Below are 14,010 nucleotides of genomic sequence, written 5' to 3'. Positions count from 1 at the left end.
ACTTAAATAACCTCCGGCGCCAGCGAGACGATCTTCATGAACTTCTTGTCACGAAGCTCGCGACCGACCGGTCCGAAAATACGGGTGCCGCGGGGCTCCCCGTCGTTCTTCAGGATCACGGCGGCGTTCTCGTCGAACTTGATGTACGAGCCGTCGGGACGACGCGTGGACTTGACCGTGCGGACGATGACGGCCTTGACCACATCGCCCTTCTTGACGTTGCCGCCCGGGATCGCGTCCTTGACGGTCGCGACGATCGTGTCACCGAGTCCGGCGTAACGACGGCGCGAGCCGCCGAGCACACGGATGGTGAGCAGTTCCTTCGCGCCGGTGTTGTCGGCGACCTTGAGGCGGGATTCCTGCTGGATCACTTGGCCTTCTCCAGAATCTCCACCAGACGCCAGCGCTTCGTGGCGCTGAGCGGGCGGGTCTCGTTGATCAGGACGAGGTCGCCGATGCCGGCGGAGTTCGCCTCATCGTGCGCCTTGACCTTCGAGGTGCGGCGGATGACCTTGCCGTAAAGCGGGTGCTTCACGCGGTCCTCGACCTCGACCACGATGGTCTTGTCCATCTTGTCGCTGATGACGTAGCCACGACGCGACTTGCGGTACCCACGGGCATCCGCATCGCGAACATCGTGCTCTGCGTGCTCAGCCTCGACGGCAGCTTCCTTCTTGGTGGCCATCACTCAGCCTCTTCCTTCACGGCGTCGTCAGCGGAGTCCGCCTTCTTCGCCTTCGACTTGGTCGCCTTCTTGGCCGGAGCCTCGACCGGAGCGGGCGTCGCACGGATGCCCAGCTCGCGTTCGCGGATCACGGTGTACAGGCGCGCGATGTCGCGCTTGACGGCGCGGATGCGGCCGTGGCTCTCCAGCTGGCCGGTGGCCGACTGGAAACGGAGGTTGAACAGCTCCTCCTTGGCCTTACGCAGCTCCTCAACGAGGCGCTGGTCTTCGAACGTGTCGAGCTCTGCCGGAGCGAGCTCCTTGGTGCCGATCGCCATTACGCGTCGCCCTCCTCGCGCTTGATGATGCGTGCCTTCAGCGGCAGCTTGTGGATTGCTCGGGTGAGGGCCTCGCGAGCGAGCTCCTCATTGACGCCTGCGACCTCGAAGAGGACGCGACCCGGCTTGACGTTGGCGACCCACCACTCGGGGGAACCCTTACCGGAACCCATGCGGGTCTCGGCAGGCTTCTTGGTGAGGGGGCGGTCGGGGTAGATGTTGATCCACACCTTTCCACCACGCTTGATGTGACGCGTCATCGCGATACGAGCGGACTCGATCTGACGGTTGGTCACGTAAGCGGGGGTGAGGGCCTGGATGCCGAAGTCGCCGAAGGAGACCTTCGTGCCACCGGTGGCCTGGCCATCACGCTTGGGGTGATGCTGCTTGCGGTACTTGACCTTGCGGGGAATAAGCATCAGGCAGACGCTCCTTCTGCGACAGGGGCCTCGTTGCGCGGCGCGCGGCGGCGGTCGCCACCACGGTCGTCACGACGGGACTTCGGGGCGTTGGCCTGCTCGCGAGCAAGCTCCTTGTTGGTCAGGTCACCCTTGTAGATCCAGACCTTCACGCCGATGCGGCCGAAGGTGGTCTTCGCCTCGTAGAAGCCGTAGTCGATGTTCGCGCGCAGCGTGTGCAGCGGCACACGACCCTCGCGGTAGAACTCCGAGCGGCTCATCTCGGCGCCGCCGAGGCGGCCGGAGACCTGGATGCGGATGCCCTTGGCGCCAGCGCGCTGCGCGCCCTGGAGACCCTTGCGCATCGCACGACGGAACGCCACGCGAGCAGACAGCTGCTCGGCGATGCCCTGTGCGACGAGCTGAGCGTCAGCCTCGGGGTTCTTGACCTCGAGGATGTTCAGCTGGATCTGCTTGCCCGAGAGCTTCTCGAGGTCGCCGCGGATGCGCTCGGCCTCGGCGCCACGACGACCGATCACGATGCCCGGGCGGGCGGTGTGGATGTCGACGCGGACGCGGTCACGGGTGCGCTCGATCTCGATGTTCGAGACACCGGCGCGGTCGAGCTGCGTCTTCAGCAGGTTGCGGATCTTGATGTCCTCGGCGACGTAGTCGGCGTAACGCTGACCCGGCTTCGTCGAGTCCGAGAACCAACGCGACACGTGGTCCGTGGTGATGCCGAGGCGGAAGCCGTACGGGTTTACTTTCTGTCCCATTACTTGCTCGCCTTCTTGTTGCTGTCGCTTGCAGCGGCCGGAGCCGCCTCAGGCGTCGAGAGCACGACCGTGATGTGGCTCGTGCGCTTCTTGATCTGGAAAGCGCGACCCTGTGCACGAGGCTGGAAACGCTTGAGCGTCGTCCCCTCGTCTACGTAGGCGTTAGCCACGTACAGGTCCTGCTCGTCGAGGTACTCGCCGTCACGATCCGCCTTGACCTGTGCGTTGGCCATGGCCGACGCGACAAGCTTGTAGATCGGCTCACTGGCGCTCTGCTGTGCGAACTTCAGGATCGCCAGAGCCTCCTGGGCCTGCTTGCCCTTGATGAGCGCGACGACACGACGAGCCTTCTGAGGGGTCACGCGGATGTGTCGCACGCGTGCGATGGACTCCACCATTTCTCTCTCCTCTATCGCCACCGCGTCAGCGGCGGCGGCCCTTCTTGTCGTCCTTCTCGTGGCCGCGGAAGGTGCGGGTGGGCGCGAACTCGCCCAGTTTGTGGCCGACCATGGTCTCGGACACAAACACGGGGATGTGCTTGCGACCGTCGTGGACCGCGATCGTGTGACCCAGCATGGCCGGGATGATCATGGACCGGCGAGACCAGGTCTTGATGACGTTCTTGGTGCCGGCTTCGTTCTGCACGACCACCTTGCGAAGCAGGTGATCGTCGACGAAGGGGCCCTTCTTAAGACTGCGAGGCATCTTCTCTTACTCCTACTTACGCTTCTTGCCGGCGTTACGACGACGCACGATGTACTTGTCGCTTTCCTTGTTGGCGTGACGGGTGCGACCCTCAGCCTGGCCCCACGGAGAGACGGGGTGACGTCCACCGGACGTCTTGCCCTCACCACCACCGTGCGGGTGGTCGACCGGGTTCATCGCGACACCACGGACGGTCGGGCGGACGCCCTTCCAGCGCATGCGGCCGGCCTTGCCCCAGTTGATGTTCGACTGCTCGGCGTTGCCGACCTCGCCGATGGTCGCGCGGCAGCGCGCATCGACGTTGCGGATCTCGCCCGAGGGCAGACGCAGCTGGGCGAAGTTGCCATCCTTGGCCACGAGACGGACGGATGCACCGGCCGAACGTGCCATCTTCGCGCCGCCACCGGGACGGAGCTCGATCGCGTGGATGACGGTACCCGTCGGGATGTTCTTCAGCGGGAGGTTGTTGCCCGGCTTGATGTCGGCACCAGCACCCGACTCGACGACGTCGCCCTGCTTCAGCTTCGCCGGCGCGAGGATGTAGCGCTTCTCGCCGTCGAAGTAGTGCAGCAGCGCGATGCGTGCCGTGCGGTTGGGGTCGTACTCGATGTGAGCGACGCGGGCGTCGACGCCGTCCTTGTCATTGCGACGGAAGTCGATGACACGGTACTGGCGCTTGTGGCCACCACCGATGTGACGGGTCGTGATGCGGCCCTGGTTGTTGCGACCACCGGTCTTCGAGAGCGGGCGCAGCAGCGACTTCTCCGGCGTCGATCGGGTGATCTCGGCGAAGTCAGCCACCGACGAGCCGCGACGGCCCGGGGTCGTGGGCTTGTACTTGCGAATAGCCATTATTGTCCTTATCCCCCGGATCAGCCGATTGCCGTGAAGATGTCGATGGTGCCCGACTTCAGGGTCACGATGGCGCGCTTGGTGTCCTTGCGCTTGCCGGTGCCGAAGCGGGTGCGACGAGCCTTGCCGACGCGGTTGAGGGTGTTGACCCCTGCGACCTTGACGCCGAAGATCTTCTCGATGGCGAGCTTGATCTCGGTCTTCGAAGCGCGCGGGTCCACGAGGAAGGTGTACTTACCCTCGTCGATGAGACCGTAGCTCTTCTCGGACACGACCGGCTTCAGGATGACGTCGCGCGGGTCCTTGTTCAGGGCCGTCTGGAGAACAGATGCCTGCTCGCTCATGCGGAGACCTCCTGGTTGGCGCCGGACTTCGAGGCGATGAAGCCCTCGATCGCGGCCTGGGTGAAGACGATGTCGTCGGAGACGAGAACGTCGTAGGCGTTGAGCTGGTCGAACGTCAGAACGTGAACGTTGCTGAGGTTGCGGATGCTCTTGAGCGCGAGCTCGTCGTTGCGCACGATGACGACCAGGACGTTCTTCGACGTGGCGACCTGAGAGAGGAAGCTCACGGCTGCCTTCGTCGAGGGGGCGCCATCGGTGCCGAACGTGTCGATCACGTGCAGACGGTCCCCGCGGAAGCGATCGCTGAGTGCACCACGGAGGGCTGCGGCGATCATCTTCTTGGGGGTGCGCTGCGAGTAGTCGCGCGGCTTGGGGCCGTGCACGATTCCACCACCGGTCATGTGCGGCGCGCGGATCGAGCCCTGACGGGCGTTACCCGTGCCCTTCTGCTTGAAGGGCTTGCGGCCTGCACCCGAGACCTCACCGCGACGCTTGGTCGAGTGGGTTCCCTGGCGAGCCGCCGCGAGCTGCGCGACGACGACCTGGTGGATGAGCGGGATGTTCGTCTTGGCGTCGAACAGTTCGGCGGGAAGCTCGATCGAGCCAGCCTTCTTGCCGTCTGCCTTGAGGACGTCAAGCGCGAGAGTGGAGTCAGCCATGATCAGGCACCCTTCACTGCGTTGCGGACGTAGACGATGCGACCACGAGCACCGGGGACGGCGCCCTTGACGAGCAGCAGACCCTTCTCGATGTCGACGGCGTGCACCGTGAGGTTGAGGACGGTCACGCGCTCGCCACCCATACGGCCGGCCATGCGCATGCCCTTGAAGACGCGGCTCGGGGTCGACGATGCGCCGATGGAGCCGGGCTTGCGGTGGTTGCGGTGCGAACCGTGCGAAGCCGAGACGCCCTTGAAGTTGTGACGCTTCATGACACCGGCGAAGCCCTTGCCCTTGCTCGTGCCGACGACGTCGACGAGCTGGCCTGCTTCGAAGGTGCCGTCGACCGTGAGCTCCTGGCCCAGCGAGTAGTCAGCGGCATCCGCGGTGCGGATCTCGGTGACGTGACGACGCGGCGTGACGCCGGCGGCCTCGAAGTGGGCGGTCAGCGGCTTGTTCACCTTGCGCGGGTCGATCTGGCCGTACGCGATCTGCACGGCGTTGTAGCCGTCCTTCTCGGGGGTACGGATCTGCGTGACCACGTTCGAGGCGAGCTCGATGACGGTGACGGGAACGAGCTTGCCGTTCTCGTTCCACACCTGGGTCATACCGAGCTTGGTGCCGAGCATGCCCTTGGAAATCTTGGAGTTGATGTCAACCATGTCCGACCTCAGAGCTTGATCTCGATGTTGACATCGGCAGGCAGGTCGAGACGCATCAGCGAGTCGACAGCCTTCGGCGTCGGGTCGACGATGTCGATCAGACGCTTGTGGGTGCGCATCTCGAAGTGCTCGCGGCTGTCCTTGTACTTGTGGGGCGACCGGATGACGCACACGACGTTCTTCTCGGTCGGAAGGGGCACGGGGCCGACGACTGTTGCGCCCGCACGGGTCACGGTGTCGACGATCTTGCGTGCGGACGTGTCGATGACCTCGTGGTCATACGACTTCAGGCGAATGCGGATCTTCTGTCCCGCCATTGTCTGCTCTCTCTCTTTAAGCGTCTTACCGACCTGGGCCGGGTGACCCAGGGGCATTGGACGCACGTCGGCGCTGTTCGCGCCTCGGCACTCGAACGGCTCTCGCGAGTCGATCTGCTGCACCACTGTTCTGCTGTCATCCCGCACGCCTCGGCGAGCGGATGTCCGACCTCCGCCGCGCACGGCGAAGCCCTCGTGATGAAGATGTCGGGATCGTTCTGCCACCCGCGGCCTAGGTCCCTGCGCGTCTGCGCCGCCTATGCACTGTCGTGATGGTGATCCGGCTGACGCTGAGCGCGCCGGAATGTCGAACCTGTCTATTCTGCCACGGCCGATTTCACTTGTGCAAACCCGGGCGTGTCGCACTCGCTGAGCATCCCCTGAGTGCGCACCCCAGCCGTCGGATCGGCGCCTCTGATCGACGCCGCCGACGACCCCTCAGCGCGCTGAGGAGAGCGGGGCGAGGCATCCCCATGCCTCGCCCCGCTTGGGGAGGGCGTTCAGTGCGAGGGGGCACACCGAACGCGAGGACTCCGGCGTGAAGGGACGCCGGGTTCCTCGACCGAGGGCGCGGCGAAGAGACCGCCGCGCGGGCGGGAAGACGTCTGAGCGCACAGAGTGCGCGCGTCGCACGATGATCCCCAAAATCGTTATCCCCAGTTTGACGCGGCGAACCGCGTGAATTCGGGAAGTCGAACCCCTTCGACATCCCTGATCGCAAGTTCCCCAGGCGATCGTCATCCATTCTAAGGGGACCCGGGCGTGAAACGCGATACCGGCGGGCCGAATACTTGGTGCCGCACGCAGAGGAGCGGCGACTCCCCCGTGGGGGGAATCGCCGCTCTGCGTCTCAGACGCCTGGTCTCACTCGTTGCCGACGGCCTTGTCGGCGCTGTCGCGGATCTCGTCGATCTTGTCAGCGGCACCCGGTGCGATCTTCTTGGCGAAGTCGGCGACGCCGTCGAGCACCTTGTCGCTGATGTCTTCCGCCTGCTCGCTCTTCACTGCCTCGGCGATCTTGTCCTTGTTCTGCTCGTACAGATCCTTGCCCTTGTTGACAGTCTCATCGATACCCATGCGGGCCCCCTTGCATCTGTTCTGTTGCGCCGGATCCCGACGCACGTTCATTCTGCACGCAACGGGTGGCCGGCGGAAGACGCATCCGGGCCGGTCTAGGACAGCCAGTAGTTCTTCTTGACGGTCACTTCCTGCACGATGATCCCGGTGTTCAGCGCGCGGATCTCAGCGAAGAGGCGCACCGGACCGGAGAGGAAGTACGGCAGCGAATACTGTCCGTAAGTCGGCGATTTGGGGGCCTCCGCTCTGGTGACCGGGACTTCGAACGGCGGCTGCGGCGCGCTGGCGATCGGGGCTCCGCTGGAATTCAGAGTCTCGGCGACGATGCGCAGTTGGAAGCCCTTCGTCACCTTGGCCGTCGTCAGGTAGATCGCGACGTCACCGGTCTCTTTGACTGTCGCACTGCTGTGCGCCAGCCAGTACAGATCTGCGGCCACCGGGATCCTGGTCCAGAGCCCCCTCGGCACGACGGCGTTCCACTGGTAAGTGCTCGACTGATGGATGGGCACGGGGTCCTCCGATGGTGGCTTGATGGGACCGCCTTCGACGTAGTTCTCGAAGTCGACCGAGTTGGTGAACCCGAGCTGGAGCGGTGTTCCGCCGATCCAGAGGGACACATGGACGTGTGGGCCGTAGCCCGTCTCGCTTCCGAAACCGGACGCACCCGAATAGGCGATCAGCTGTCCGCGCGAGACGCGTGCACCCAGCGGCACCGTGCTCGACTGCAGGTGCAGGTAGCGGATGTAGTTGCCGTCGTCCGTCCGCAACGCCAGGTAGCGCCCGGTCGCCGTCGTCGTGGAGTCCTTGCGATCGACGATGACCCCACTGGTGGCCGCGCGGATCGGCGTGCCCCGGACGACCGCGTAGTCGGTGCCCGGCTCGCCCGACGGCGGATTTCGATTCCTGTGCCCCATCCACGAGCTCGAGATCGGCACGATCCCGCACGGTCGCAGGTAGGTTCCCTCGGCGCTCGCACGAAGGGTCGGAGAGAAGAACTCCCACCCGACCGCGGCCGCGCCGAGCACGAAACCGGTGCCGAGAAGCACTCCCCTGCGAGAGACGAACGACTGCGTCGCCTCGGTCGACGAGGGCTCGGAGTCCCCCGCGTCGCACACTAGCGATCGCCGCCTTCGTTCTCGCCGCGGATGAGGTTCTGGATCTGTTCCTCGGGCAGGGGCTCGAGAGATGCCGAGGACATGCCGAGCTGAGGCGCGGCGGCCGATCCCCCGATCGTGCATTGAGCCTGAGCCTCGAGGCCGGAGGCCTGTGCGGGGACCAGGACGAGCCATTCCGGAGACACCAGTCGGTGCTCGATGCGTGTCTTCTCGGCGGAGAAGACGACGTCGGCAGGGAATGCCGAGAGGGTCGCGTCGACACAGATCTGCGCCAGCTCCTCACCGGAGAACTCGCCGAACTCCGCCGATGACGTCGGCGTCGGAGTCGGTGTCGACGTCGGGGTCGGTGTCTCCGACCCGGTTTCGGTCGCCGACGGCGCGGGCGCTGCGCTCGATGTGGGCACGGGGCTCGACGCGCCCGGCAGCGAGGCACAGCCCGAGACGCCACCGATCAGGACGACGACAGCCAGAGCACTCGCGGCTACATGCCGGGCAAGGGGGGATCTCATGATTCTGAATGTACCGAGCGACGCCGCGCAGCCCTGGATACGACGCGGACAGTCGCCGCGAATGTCGTCGTACGGACGTCAGTGCGCACTCGCACCGGGGGCTACCACGGCACGGATGGTGCGGAAGAGAATGATGAGATCCTGGATGAGCGACCAGTTCTCGACGTAGTACAGGTCGAGTCGGATCGTCTCCTCCCACGAGAGCGACGAGCGTCCGCTCACCTGCCACAGTCCGCTCATACCGGGCTTCACCAACAGGCGACGATGGGCGAAGTCGTCGTACAACGCGACCTCGGAAGCGCGCTGCGGGCGAGGCCCCACGAGGCTCATGTCCCCGAGGAACACGTCGATCAGCTGCGGCAGCTCATCGATCGAATGCTTGCGGAAGAAGCGTCCCACTCTGGTGATCCGGGGATCGTCGTTGATCTTGAACAGCGGCGTTCCACCGTCGCCCTGAAGATCGAGCAGCGTCGCCAACTGATCGTCGGCGTCGGCGACCATCGATCGGAACTTGCGCATGCCGAAGGTCTTCCCACCCCGACCGATGCGCTCCTGGTGATAGAAGATGCTTCCCGGGCCTTCGATGCGGATCGCGATGGCCGCGATGAGGAAGACCGGCGAGAGGAGGACCAGCAGCAACGAGGATCCGACGATGTCGAACGCGCGCTTGAGGAACCGCTTGGAGCCCTCCATCCGAGGGAAGTCGACGTGCACGAGGGGCAGGCCGGCAACAGGCGTCGCGTGCATGCGGGGTCCGGCGATGTCGGTCAGCACCGGAGCCATGATGAGCTGGATGTCCCGGTCGGACACCGAGTAGCCCAGCCGACGCATCGTCAGCGGATCGAGGTCGTCGGAGCCGACGATGATCAGCGCGTCGAAGCGCACCTCGTCGAGCACCTTCTCGACGTTCGCGATGTCCCCCAGCACCTCGAAGCCCGAGATGTCTGCCGCCGACGTGTTCTCGGTGATCACGCCGACGATCTCGTACCCGCTGCTCTTCGCCCGCCGGATCTCGCGCGCGACGAGGGCGACCTTCGACGGCTCGCCGATGACCACCGCCCTGTGCAGATACTGGCCGGTCTTCTGCCGCCCCCTCAACCATTGGCGACACATCCATCGCGACATGAGGAGAAGCACCAGGCCGAGCGGGAAGACGACCGCGACGAGCGCCCTCGACAGCTCCATCCCGAGGAAGAACGCGATCGCGACGGTGACGGCGAACACCGCGACCGAGGCGTTCACGATGCGACGGTATTCGTCAGCCCCGTGCCCGACCGTGTGGCGGTCGCGCGAATCCGTGACGTCGAGTGCGACCAGCCAGAGGAATCCGATCGCGCCCAGCACCACGAGATACGAGACGCGAGGGCCGCCGGGCCAGGACACACCGGTGAGCAGCCCGGGAAGGACGACTATCGAGGATACGACCAGCGTGACCAGGACCACGATCACATCGTTGTAGAAGAGACGGCTCGCGTAGAGCCGAGTCCAGGCGACCCGCCGCGCCTTCTTCGCGCGCACCGGAGTCGTCTCCGACGGCTCGCGTGACGAGCCGGAGCCACCGTGCTCGAGCTGAACGACGACGACTCTCACCCCCCTTGACTGTGCTGACGCCAGAACGGGAGCAAGTATATCGGTCTCGGAAGCCCCGGAATCCGGGGCTTCCGCGCACGTCAGCCGGTGCAGTCGTCGGTGACCACGGGCTTCGTGCCGTTGACCATCGGGTTCGTCCGCACCGCGAGCGGGCCGTAATCACCGCTCGGTCCGACGAATGTGGCCGTCACGTCGACCGAGTCTCCCGGATCGAACCACGCTTCGAATGCGACGACGGGGCGTCCGAGATCGTCGATGTCGCGGTGGGCGATCGATACCTCGTCGCCGTTGAACGTCGCGTCGCTGAGAGTGGTCCCCGGAGGCCCGTATACATAGATCGTGTCTCGGAAGCGGGCGCCGAAGGTCATGCTCTGCACGTACCGCGGCAGAGCCTCGGCCTGGCGCTGCGTGAGTGGTAGACCGAGCGACGCAGTCGCGGTGAAGGTGGCGGTGTCGGCCTCGCAGGTGGCCGTGGCGCTCGTCGCCGTCTCGGTGAAGTAGTCGATCTTCGAGCCGTTGGTGTTGTTGAAGTAGATGCCCATGGTCGTCGTGTCGGAGTTCACGGTGGGGAGCACACCACTGATCCTGGCGCCTTCGATCGCCTCGGCGACCTGCGAGTCATCGCTCCAGACCAGCACGCTGCCCTGTGACGCACTTTCCGTGATCGCCCACATCATGTCCTTGAGATCGAAGTCGCCGGCGGCGATCGCTTCGAAGACAGCGGCCGCCGTATCGGCGAAGAACCCGTCGACGAGGTCGGGCTCCTTGTACGAATCCCAGCGGCCGTAGACCTCGCTGAGAAGCAGAGAGACGGCGTTGTCCTCCGAGAGCATCTCGCCGGAGGCCAGCTCGATGGGGCCGGTCGCCTTCAGGATCCGAGACAGGGCGAGGGGGTCGATCGAGATGACGCCGGCGATCTCATCGTCGGCGATGTCCCGCTGCCACCATGCGCGCATGATCTTCGCCGCCGTCGGGAAGTCGGGGCGACTCATGCTCGTGTTGATGTGATCGACCAGGTAGCTCGTGTACAGATCGATGGCGCTCTGCGGGACATCGACGTCGACAGCGACGCCGTTCTGATAGTTGCCGCTGTCACCTTGTCCCCCGATGGCGATCGAGCCGGCATCGACGCGCACGAGAGTCTGGGCCGCTGCGCTGCCTCCGAGGGCGAGGGTCTCCGCATTGTTCTGGAAGACGAGCAGGTAGTTGCGCTCCCCGTCCCCTCCGAGCAGCGTCGGGAGAGCGGCGATCATCGGCGCCGCGGACCCCATGACCTCGTCGACCTTGTCGACGCCGTCACGCACGACGGAGACGAGGAACGGCGACTTCGAGACGGAATCCAGCCCATCGGCGAGCTCAGTGATGTTCTTCGCCTGGTCGTCGGTGGCGGCGAGAAGCCGCTCGGTGATCGAGCCGGTCGAGTCCTCGTCACCCATCACGGGCAGCGCGACGTCGTTGACGAGCGTGTCGAGCGACTGTGCCGCGAGACGCACACCCTTGAGGTTGTCGCCCAGGACGGGGATCCACTCCATGACCCACCACACCGGATCGGAGGCCGCTGCTCCGGCACTGGCGGCACTTTCGGACAGGTCGGGAAGCACTGCATCGACGTCACCGCCGTCCTGGATCTCAGCGATGAGCGCCTGGCTCTCGACGAGGCCGTCCTTCACCGTGATGGCTCGCAGGCCCACCCAGCACACCGCGATGAGGAACGCGATGATGACCACGATGACGATCGCCCAGATCCGCCGTCGGCGCCGCTGGCGGCCCGAGCTCGGGTTGTCGATGACCTTCGCATCCTGACGGTCTGCGCTCATGAAGGACTTGCCTCTCGTGCTGGATTGATCTGGGGAATTGTACCTGCGGCCCCTGAGGCCGCCGTCGACTGCCTCACTCCACCGCGGAGGTGATGAACACCGGAGACGGGCCGAGAGTCAGCGTGACTTCGCCGCCCTCGGGCTCGAACGACTGCGAGAGGCCTGACATGTCCGTGACGGTCAGTGGCGCATCCGATGCGAAGGTGCGCTGGACCTCGCCCTGCGCCGCCCAGGCGATTCGGGTCTCGTCATCTCCGGCTCCGAAGACCTGGACCGTGCTCGTATCGTCGGATTCGTCGGTGGTGAATGCCTTGTCGCGAAGCTGCGTGATCATCAGCGCCTGGGCGAAAGCACCCGGCTTCGGCGCCAACGCCACCACGTTCGCGCGCGGTGCGTGCTCGTAGAGTCCGAAGTTCGCCTCGCCTGCCGCGGGATCGGGCGTGTCGTTGACCAGGTCGTACCAGAAGTACTTCTCGACCCCGTTCGCGAAGGCCAGCGCCTCATTGCGAACCATCATCTGTCCCTGCTCGAGCGCGGAGACGCCGTCGTAGTGCGTCGGGAAACCCATCTCGGTGACCCACACCGGCCGGGTCTCCCCCGCCGTCTCCTGCATGTCGGCATATGACTGCTGCACGGTGCCGGCGATCAGATCGGCGTCGCGATTGATCCACGACTCGTATGGGTGATAGCTCGCTGCATCGGTCACGGCCATCCCACCCGCCTGCCAGAACCCGACGAACCAGTCACGGTCGTAGAGGGCCGTGGATCCCGTGACGATCGGGAGGTCGGGGTACGCGGTGCTGACGTGGTCGCGAACGGACTGCGCGATCGGGACGTAGCACGCGGGCGCCGAACCGCAGGCCGTGTCATTCTCTCGGTGATTGAACTCGTTGAGCACCTCGAGGCCGACGAGGTCGAACCTGTCAGCGACGGCCTTCGCATAGGCGCCATAGGCCTGGATCGCGGCCTCGTCGCCGGGCGCCTTCCTGGCGCCGTAGAGTCGGTTGCCGTACACGACGAGGCCCAGCAGCTTCACGTCGTTCGCGTGCATGCGCTCGAACTCGCGTACGTAATTCTGGTCCCACGCGTACTGGCCGGCCACCTTCTCGTTGCGCTCCCACGAGATGTCGTTGCGCACCTCGGCGAAGCCGATGGCGGCCGCGAGCGAGCCGGTGCCGACGAAGGCCTCCTTCTCGACGTGCGCGCCGACACCGAAGCGTCCGTCCTGCGCCACGGAGAAGCCGTCGGCGTCGATCACGGCGACGTCCGTCTGGACCTGGAGGCCCGCGGCGTCGCTGATCGCGACGGTGTAGTGCCCCTGCGGCACGCCTGCCAGCGGCAGCGCGGACAGCGGTCCGCTCGAGTTCGACTCGCCGGTGATCGGATCGCCGCCGGACGTCGACGTCGCGCTCCACTGCACGGCACCCTCGGCGAGCGAGACGGCGAGCAGAGCGGATTCGTCGGTCATCACGAGGGAGTCGTTGACGATGCCCGCCGGCGTCTGCACCGCCTCGAACGAGCCGTTCGGGACGAGATTGTCGCCGCCGTCCGCCGCGATGGACACGTCGTCGATGCCGAAACCGCGCACAGCGCCCGAGAGCACGACGTCGAACGTGGATGCGGCAGCCTGGTCGGCGGCGGTCGTGAACGGGAACTCGATCGTCTCCCACTCCGCATCCAGCTCGGGAAGAGTGAAGGTCTGACCAGCCACGGTCAGCCGGACGCCGCTCTCGACCTTCTCCTCGGCGAGGACTCGCGCAGAGACGCTGAGCGTGTAGTCGGTGCTGGGCGCGAGAGCGACGGGAGCGGATGCGGCGACGATGTCGGCATCGTCGGCCGGAGCATCCACACGCAGCGATACAGCACCCTCTGCGGTGTCACCGACTTCGGGAAGCACCGTGCCGACGACCGTGCGGTCCGCGAGTGTCCATCCGTCGATCGACGCCCGCGCGACGTTCGTGACGGGTACCTCGGCCGGCGGATCGGACACGACCGGCGTCGGAGAGACCTCGGGCGATGCCTCTGATTGCGGTTGAGGCTGAGGCTGCTGTCCCGCGATCACCATCGCTGCGGCAGCACCGCCTCCGACCAGAAGCACGGCGACCGCGCTCGCGATGATGATCGTCTTCTTCGTCGCGCGCAGAGCCATCATGTCTTTCCCCCCAAGTGTCCGATTCCCAACATATC

Annotated in this window: 18 protein-coding genes; all 18 read right to left on the bottom strand. The window is 65.6% G+C overall.

The features are described 5' to 3' along the window. Nucleotides 1-2: 2 nt before the first annotated feature. The 18 genes from rplN to QRN21_RS10640 all read right to left on the bottom strand — a co-directional run bounded on the left by rplN (nt 3) and on the right by QRN21_RS10640 (nt 13,975). The gene (rplN, locus tag QRN21_RS10725; RefSeq protein WP_053097479.1) at nt 3-371 is read right to left on the bottom strand and encodes a 50S ribosomal protein L14; all 369 of its coding nucleotides are present in this window, start codon (nt 369-371) and stop codon (nt 3-5) included. Continuing rightward, the gene (gene rpsQ, locus QRN21_RS10720; protein WP_053097480.1) at nt 368-685 is read right to left on the bottom strand and encodes a 30S ribosomal protein S17; all 318 of its coding nucleotides are present in this window, start codon (nt 683-685) and stop codon (nt 368-370) included. Before rpsQ ends, rplN begins: the two co-directional genes overlap by 4 nt. Further along, complete coding sequence (gene rpmC / locus QRN21_RS10715) at nt 685-1,002, bottom strand: 50S ribosomal protein L29 (RefSeq protein WP_017829202.1); 318 nt, start codon at nt 1,000-1,002, stop codon at nt 685-687. Before rpmC ends, rpsQ begins: the two co-directional genes overlap by 1 nt. Next, nucleotides 1,002-1,421, bottom strand: coding sequence for a 50S ribosomal protein L16 (rplP, locus tag QRN21_RS10710; protein WP_053097481.1), 420 nt, complete (start codon nt 1,419-1,421; stop codon nt 1,002-1,004). Before rplP ends, rpmC begins: the two co-directional genes overlap by 1 nt. After that, complete coding sequence (gene rpsC, locus QRN21_RS10705) at nt 1,421-2,176, bottom strand: 30S ribosomal protein S3 (protein ID WP_042538759.1); 756 nt, start codon at nt 2,174-2,176, stop codon at nt 1,421-1,423. Before rpsC ends, rplP begins: the two co-directional genes overlap by 1 nt. Then, on the bottom strand, nt 2,176-2,574 hold the full coding sequence (gene rplV / locus QRN21_RS10700; RefSeq protein WP_053097482.1) for a 50S ribosomal protein L22: 399 nt from the start codon (nt 2,572-2,574) through the stop codon (nt 2,176-2,178). Before rplV ends, rpsC begins: the two co-directional genes overlap by 1 nt. 25 nt (nt 2,575-2,599) lie before the next feature. Continuing rightward, nucleotides 2,600-2,881, bottom strand: a complete 282-nt coding sequence (rpsS, locus tag QRN21_RS10695) for a 30S ribosomal protein S19 (RefSeq protein WP_017829205.1) — start codon at nt 2,879-2,881, stop codon at nt 2,600-2,602. A 12-nt stretch (nt 2,882-2,893) separates the two neighbouring features. Further along, nucleotides 2,894-3,733: a 50S ribosomal protein L2 gene (gene rplB, locus QRN21_RS10690; protein ID WP_053097483.1), complete on the bottom strand. Its 840-nt coding sequence runs from the start codon at nt 3,731-3,733 to the stop codon at nt 2,894-2,896. Between the two features lie 20 nt (nt 3,734-3,753). Then, entirely contained in the window at nt 3,754-4,077 is a 324-nt protein-coding gene (rplW, locus tag QRN21_RS10685; RefSeq protein ID WP_053097484.1) for a 50S ribosomal protein L23, read from the bottom strand. Continuing rightward, nucleotides 4,074-4,736 carry a 50S ribosomal protein L4 gene (gene rplD / locus QRN21_RS10680; protein ID WP_053097485.1) on the bottom strand — a complete coding sequence of 221 codons (663 nt, stop codon included), beginning with the start codon at nt 4,734-4,736 and terminating at the stop codon, nt 4,074-4,076. The genes rplW and rplD overlap by 4 nt, the downstream gene beginning before the upstream one ends. Nucleotides 4,737-4,738: 2 nt before the next feature. Then, the gene (gene rplC, locus QRN21_RS10675) at nt 4,739-5,398 is read right to left on the bottom strand and encodes a 50S ribosomal protein L3 (protein ID WP_053097486.1); all 660 of its coding nucleotides are present in this window, start codon (nt 5,396-5,398) and stop codon (nt 4,739-4,741) included. A gap of 8 nt (nt 5,399-5,406) precedes the next feature. Then, on the bottom strand, nt 5,407-5,715 hold the full coding sequence (gene rpsJ / locus QRN21_RS10670) for a 30S ribosomal protein S10 (protein ID WP_017201594.1): 309 nt from the start codon (nt 5,713-5,715) through the stop codon (nt 5,407-5,409). An 864-nt stretch (nt 5,716-6,579) separates the two neighbouring features. Continuing rightward, the gene (locus QRN21_RS10665) at nt 6,580-6,792 is read right to left on the bottom strand and encodes a hypothetical protein (RefSeq protein ID WP_053099214.1); all 213 of its coding nucleotides are present in this window, start codon (nt 6,790-6,792) and stop codon (nt 6,580-6,582) included. Between the two features lie 95 nt (nt 6,793-6,887). Continuing rightward, entirely contained in the window at nt 6,888-7,907 is a 1,020-nt protein-coding gene (locus tag QRN21_RS10660; protein ID WP_285364017.1) for a M23 family metallopeptidase, read from the bottom strand. After that, entirely contained in the window at nt 7,907-8,416 is a 510-nt protein-coding gene (locus QRN21_RS10655) for a hypothetical protein (RefSeq protein WP_285364016.1), read from the bottom strand. The genes QRN21_RS10660 and QRN21_RS10655 overlap by 1 nt, the downstream gene beginning before the upstream one ends. 78 nt (nt 8,417-8,494) lie before the next feature. Then, nucleotides 8,495-10,006, bottom strand: coding sequence for a sugar transferase (locus tag QRN21_RS10650; RefSeq protein ID WP_230100392.1), 1,512 nt, complete (start codon nt 10,004-10,006; stop codon nt 8,495-8,497). Between the two features lie 80 nt (nt 10,007-10,086). Further along, a complete protein-coding gene (locus tag QRN21_RS10645; protein ID WP_285364015.1) occupies nt 10,087-11,823 on the bottom strand; it encodes a DUF4012 domain-containing protein in 1,737 nt (578 codons plus the stop codon). Between the two features lie 73 nt (nt 11,824-11,896). Continuing rightward, nucleotides 11,897-13,975: a glycosyl hydrolase gene (locus tag QRN21_RS10640; RefSeq protein ID WP_285364014.1), complete on the bottom strand. Its 2,079-nt coding sequence runs from the start codon at nt 13,973-13,975 to the stop codon at nt 11,897-11,899. Nucleotides 13,976-14,010 lie beyond the last annotated feature (35 nt).

Source organism: Microbacterium sp. LMC-P-041 (assembly GCF_030209555.1).
Lineage (GTDB): Bacteria > Actinomycetota > Actinomycetes > Actinomycetales > Microbacteriaceae > Microbacterium.
The sequence above is the reverse complement of the archived record's forward strand: the minus strand, read 5'-3'. Positions and strand labels throughout refer to the sequence as shown.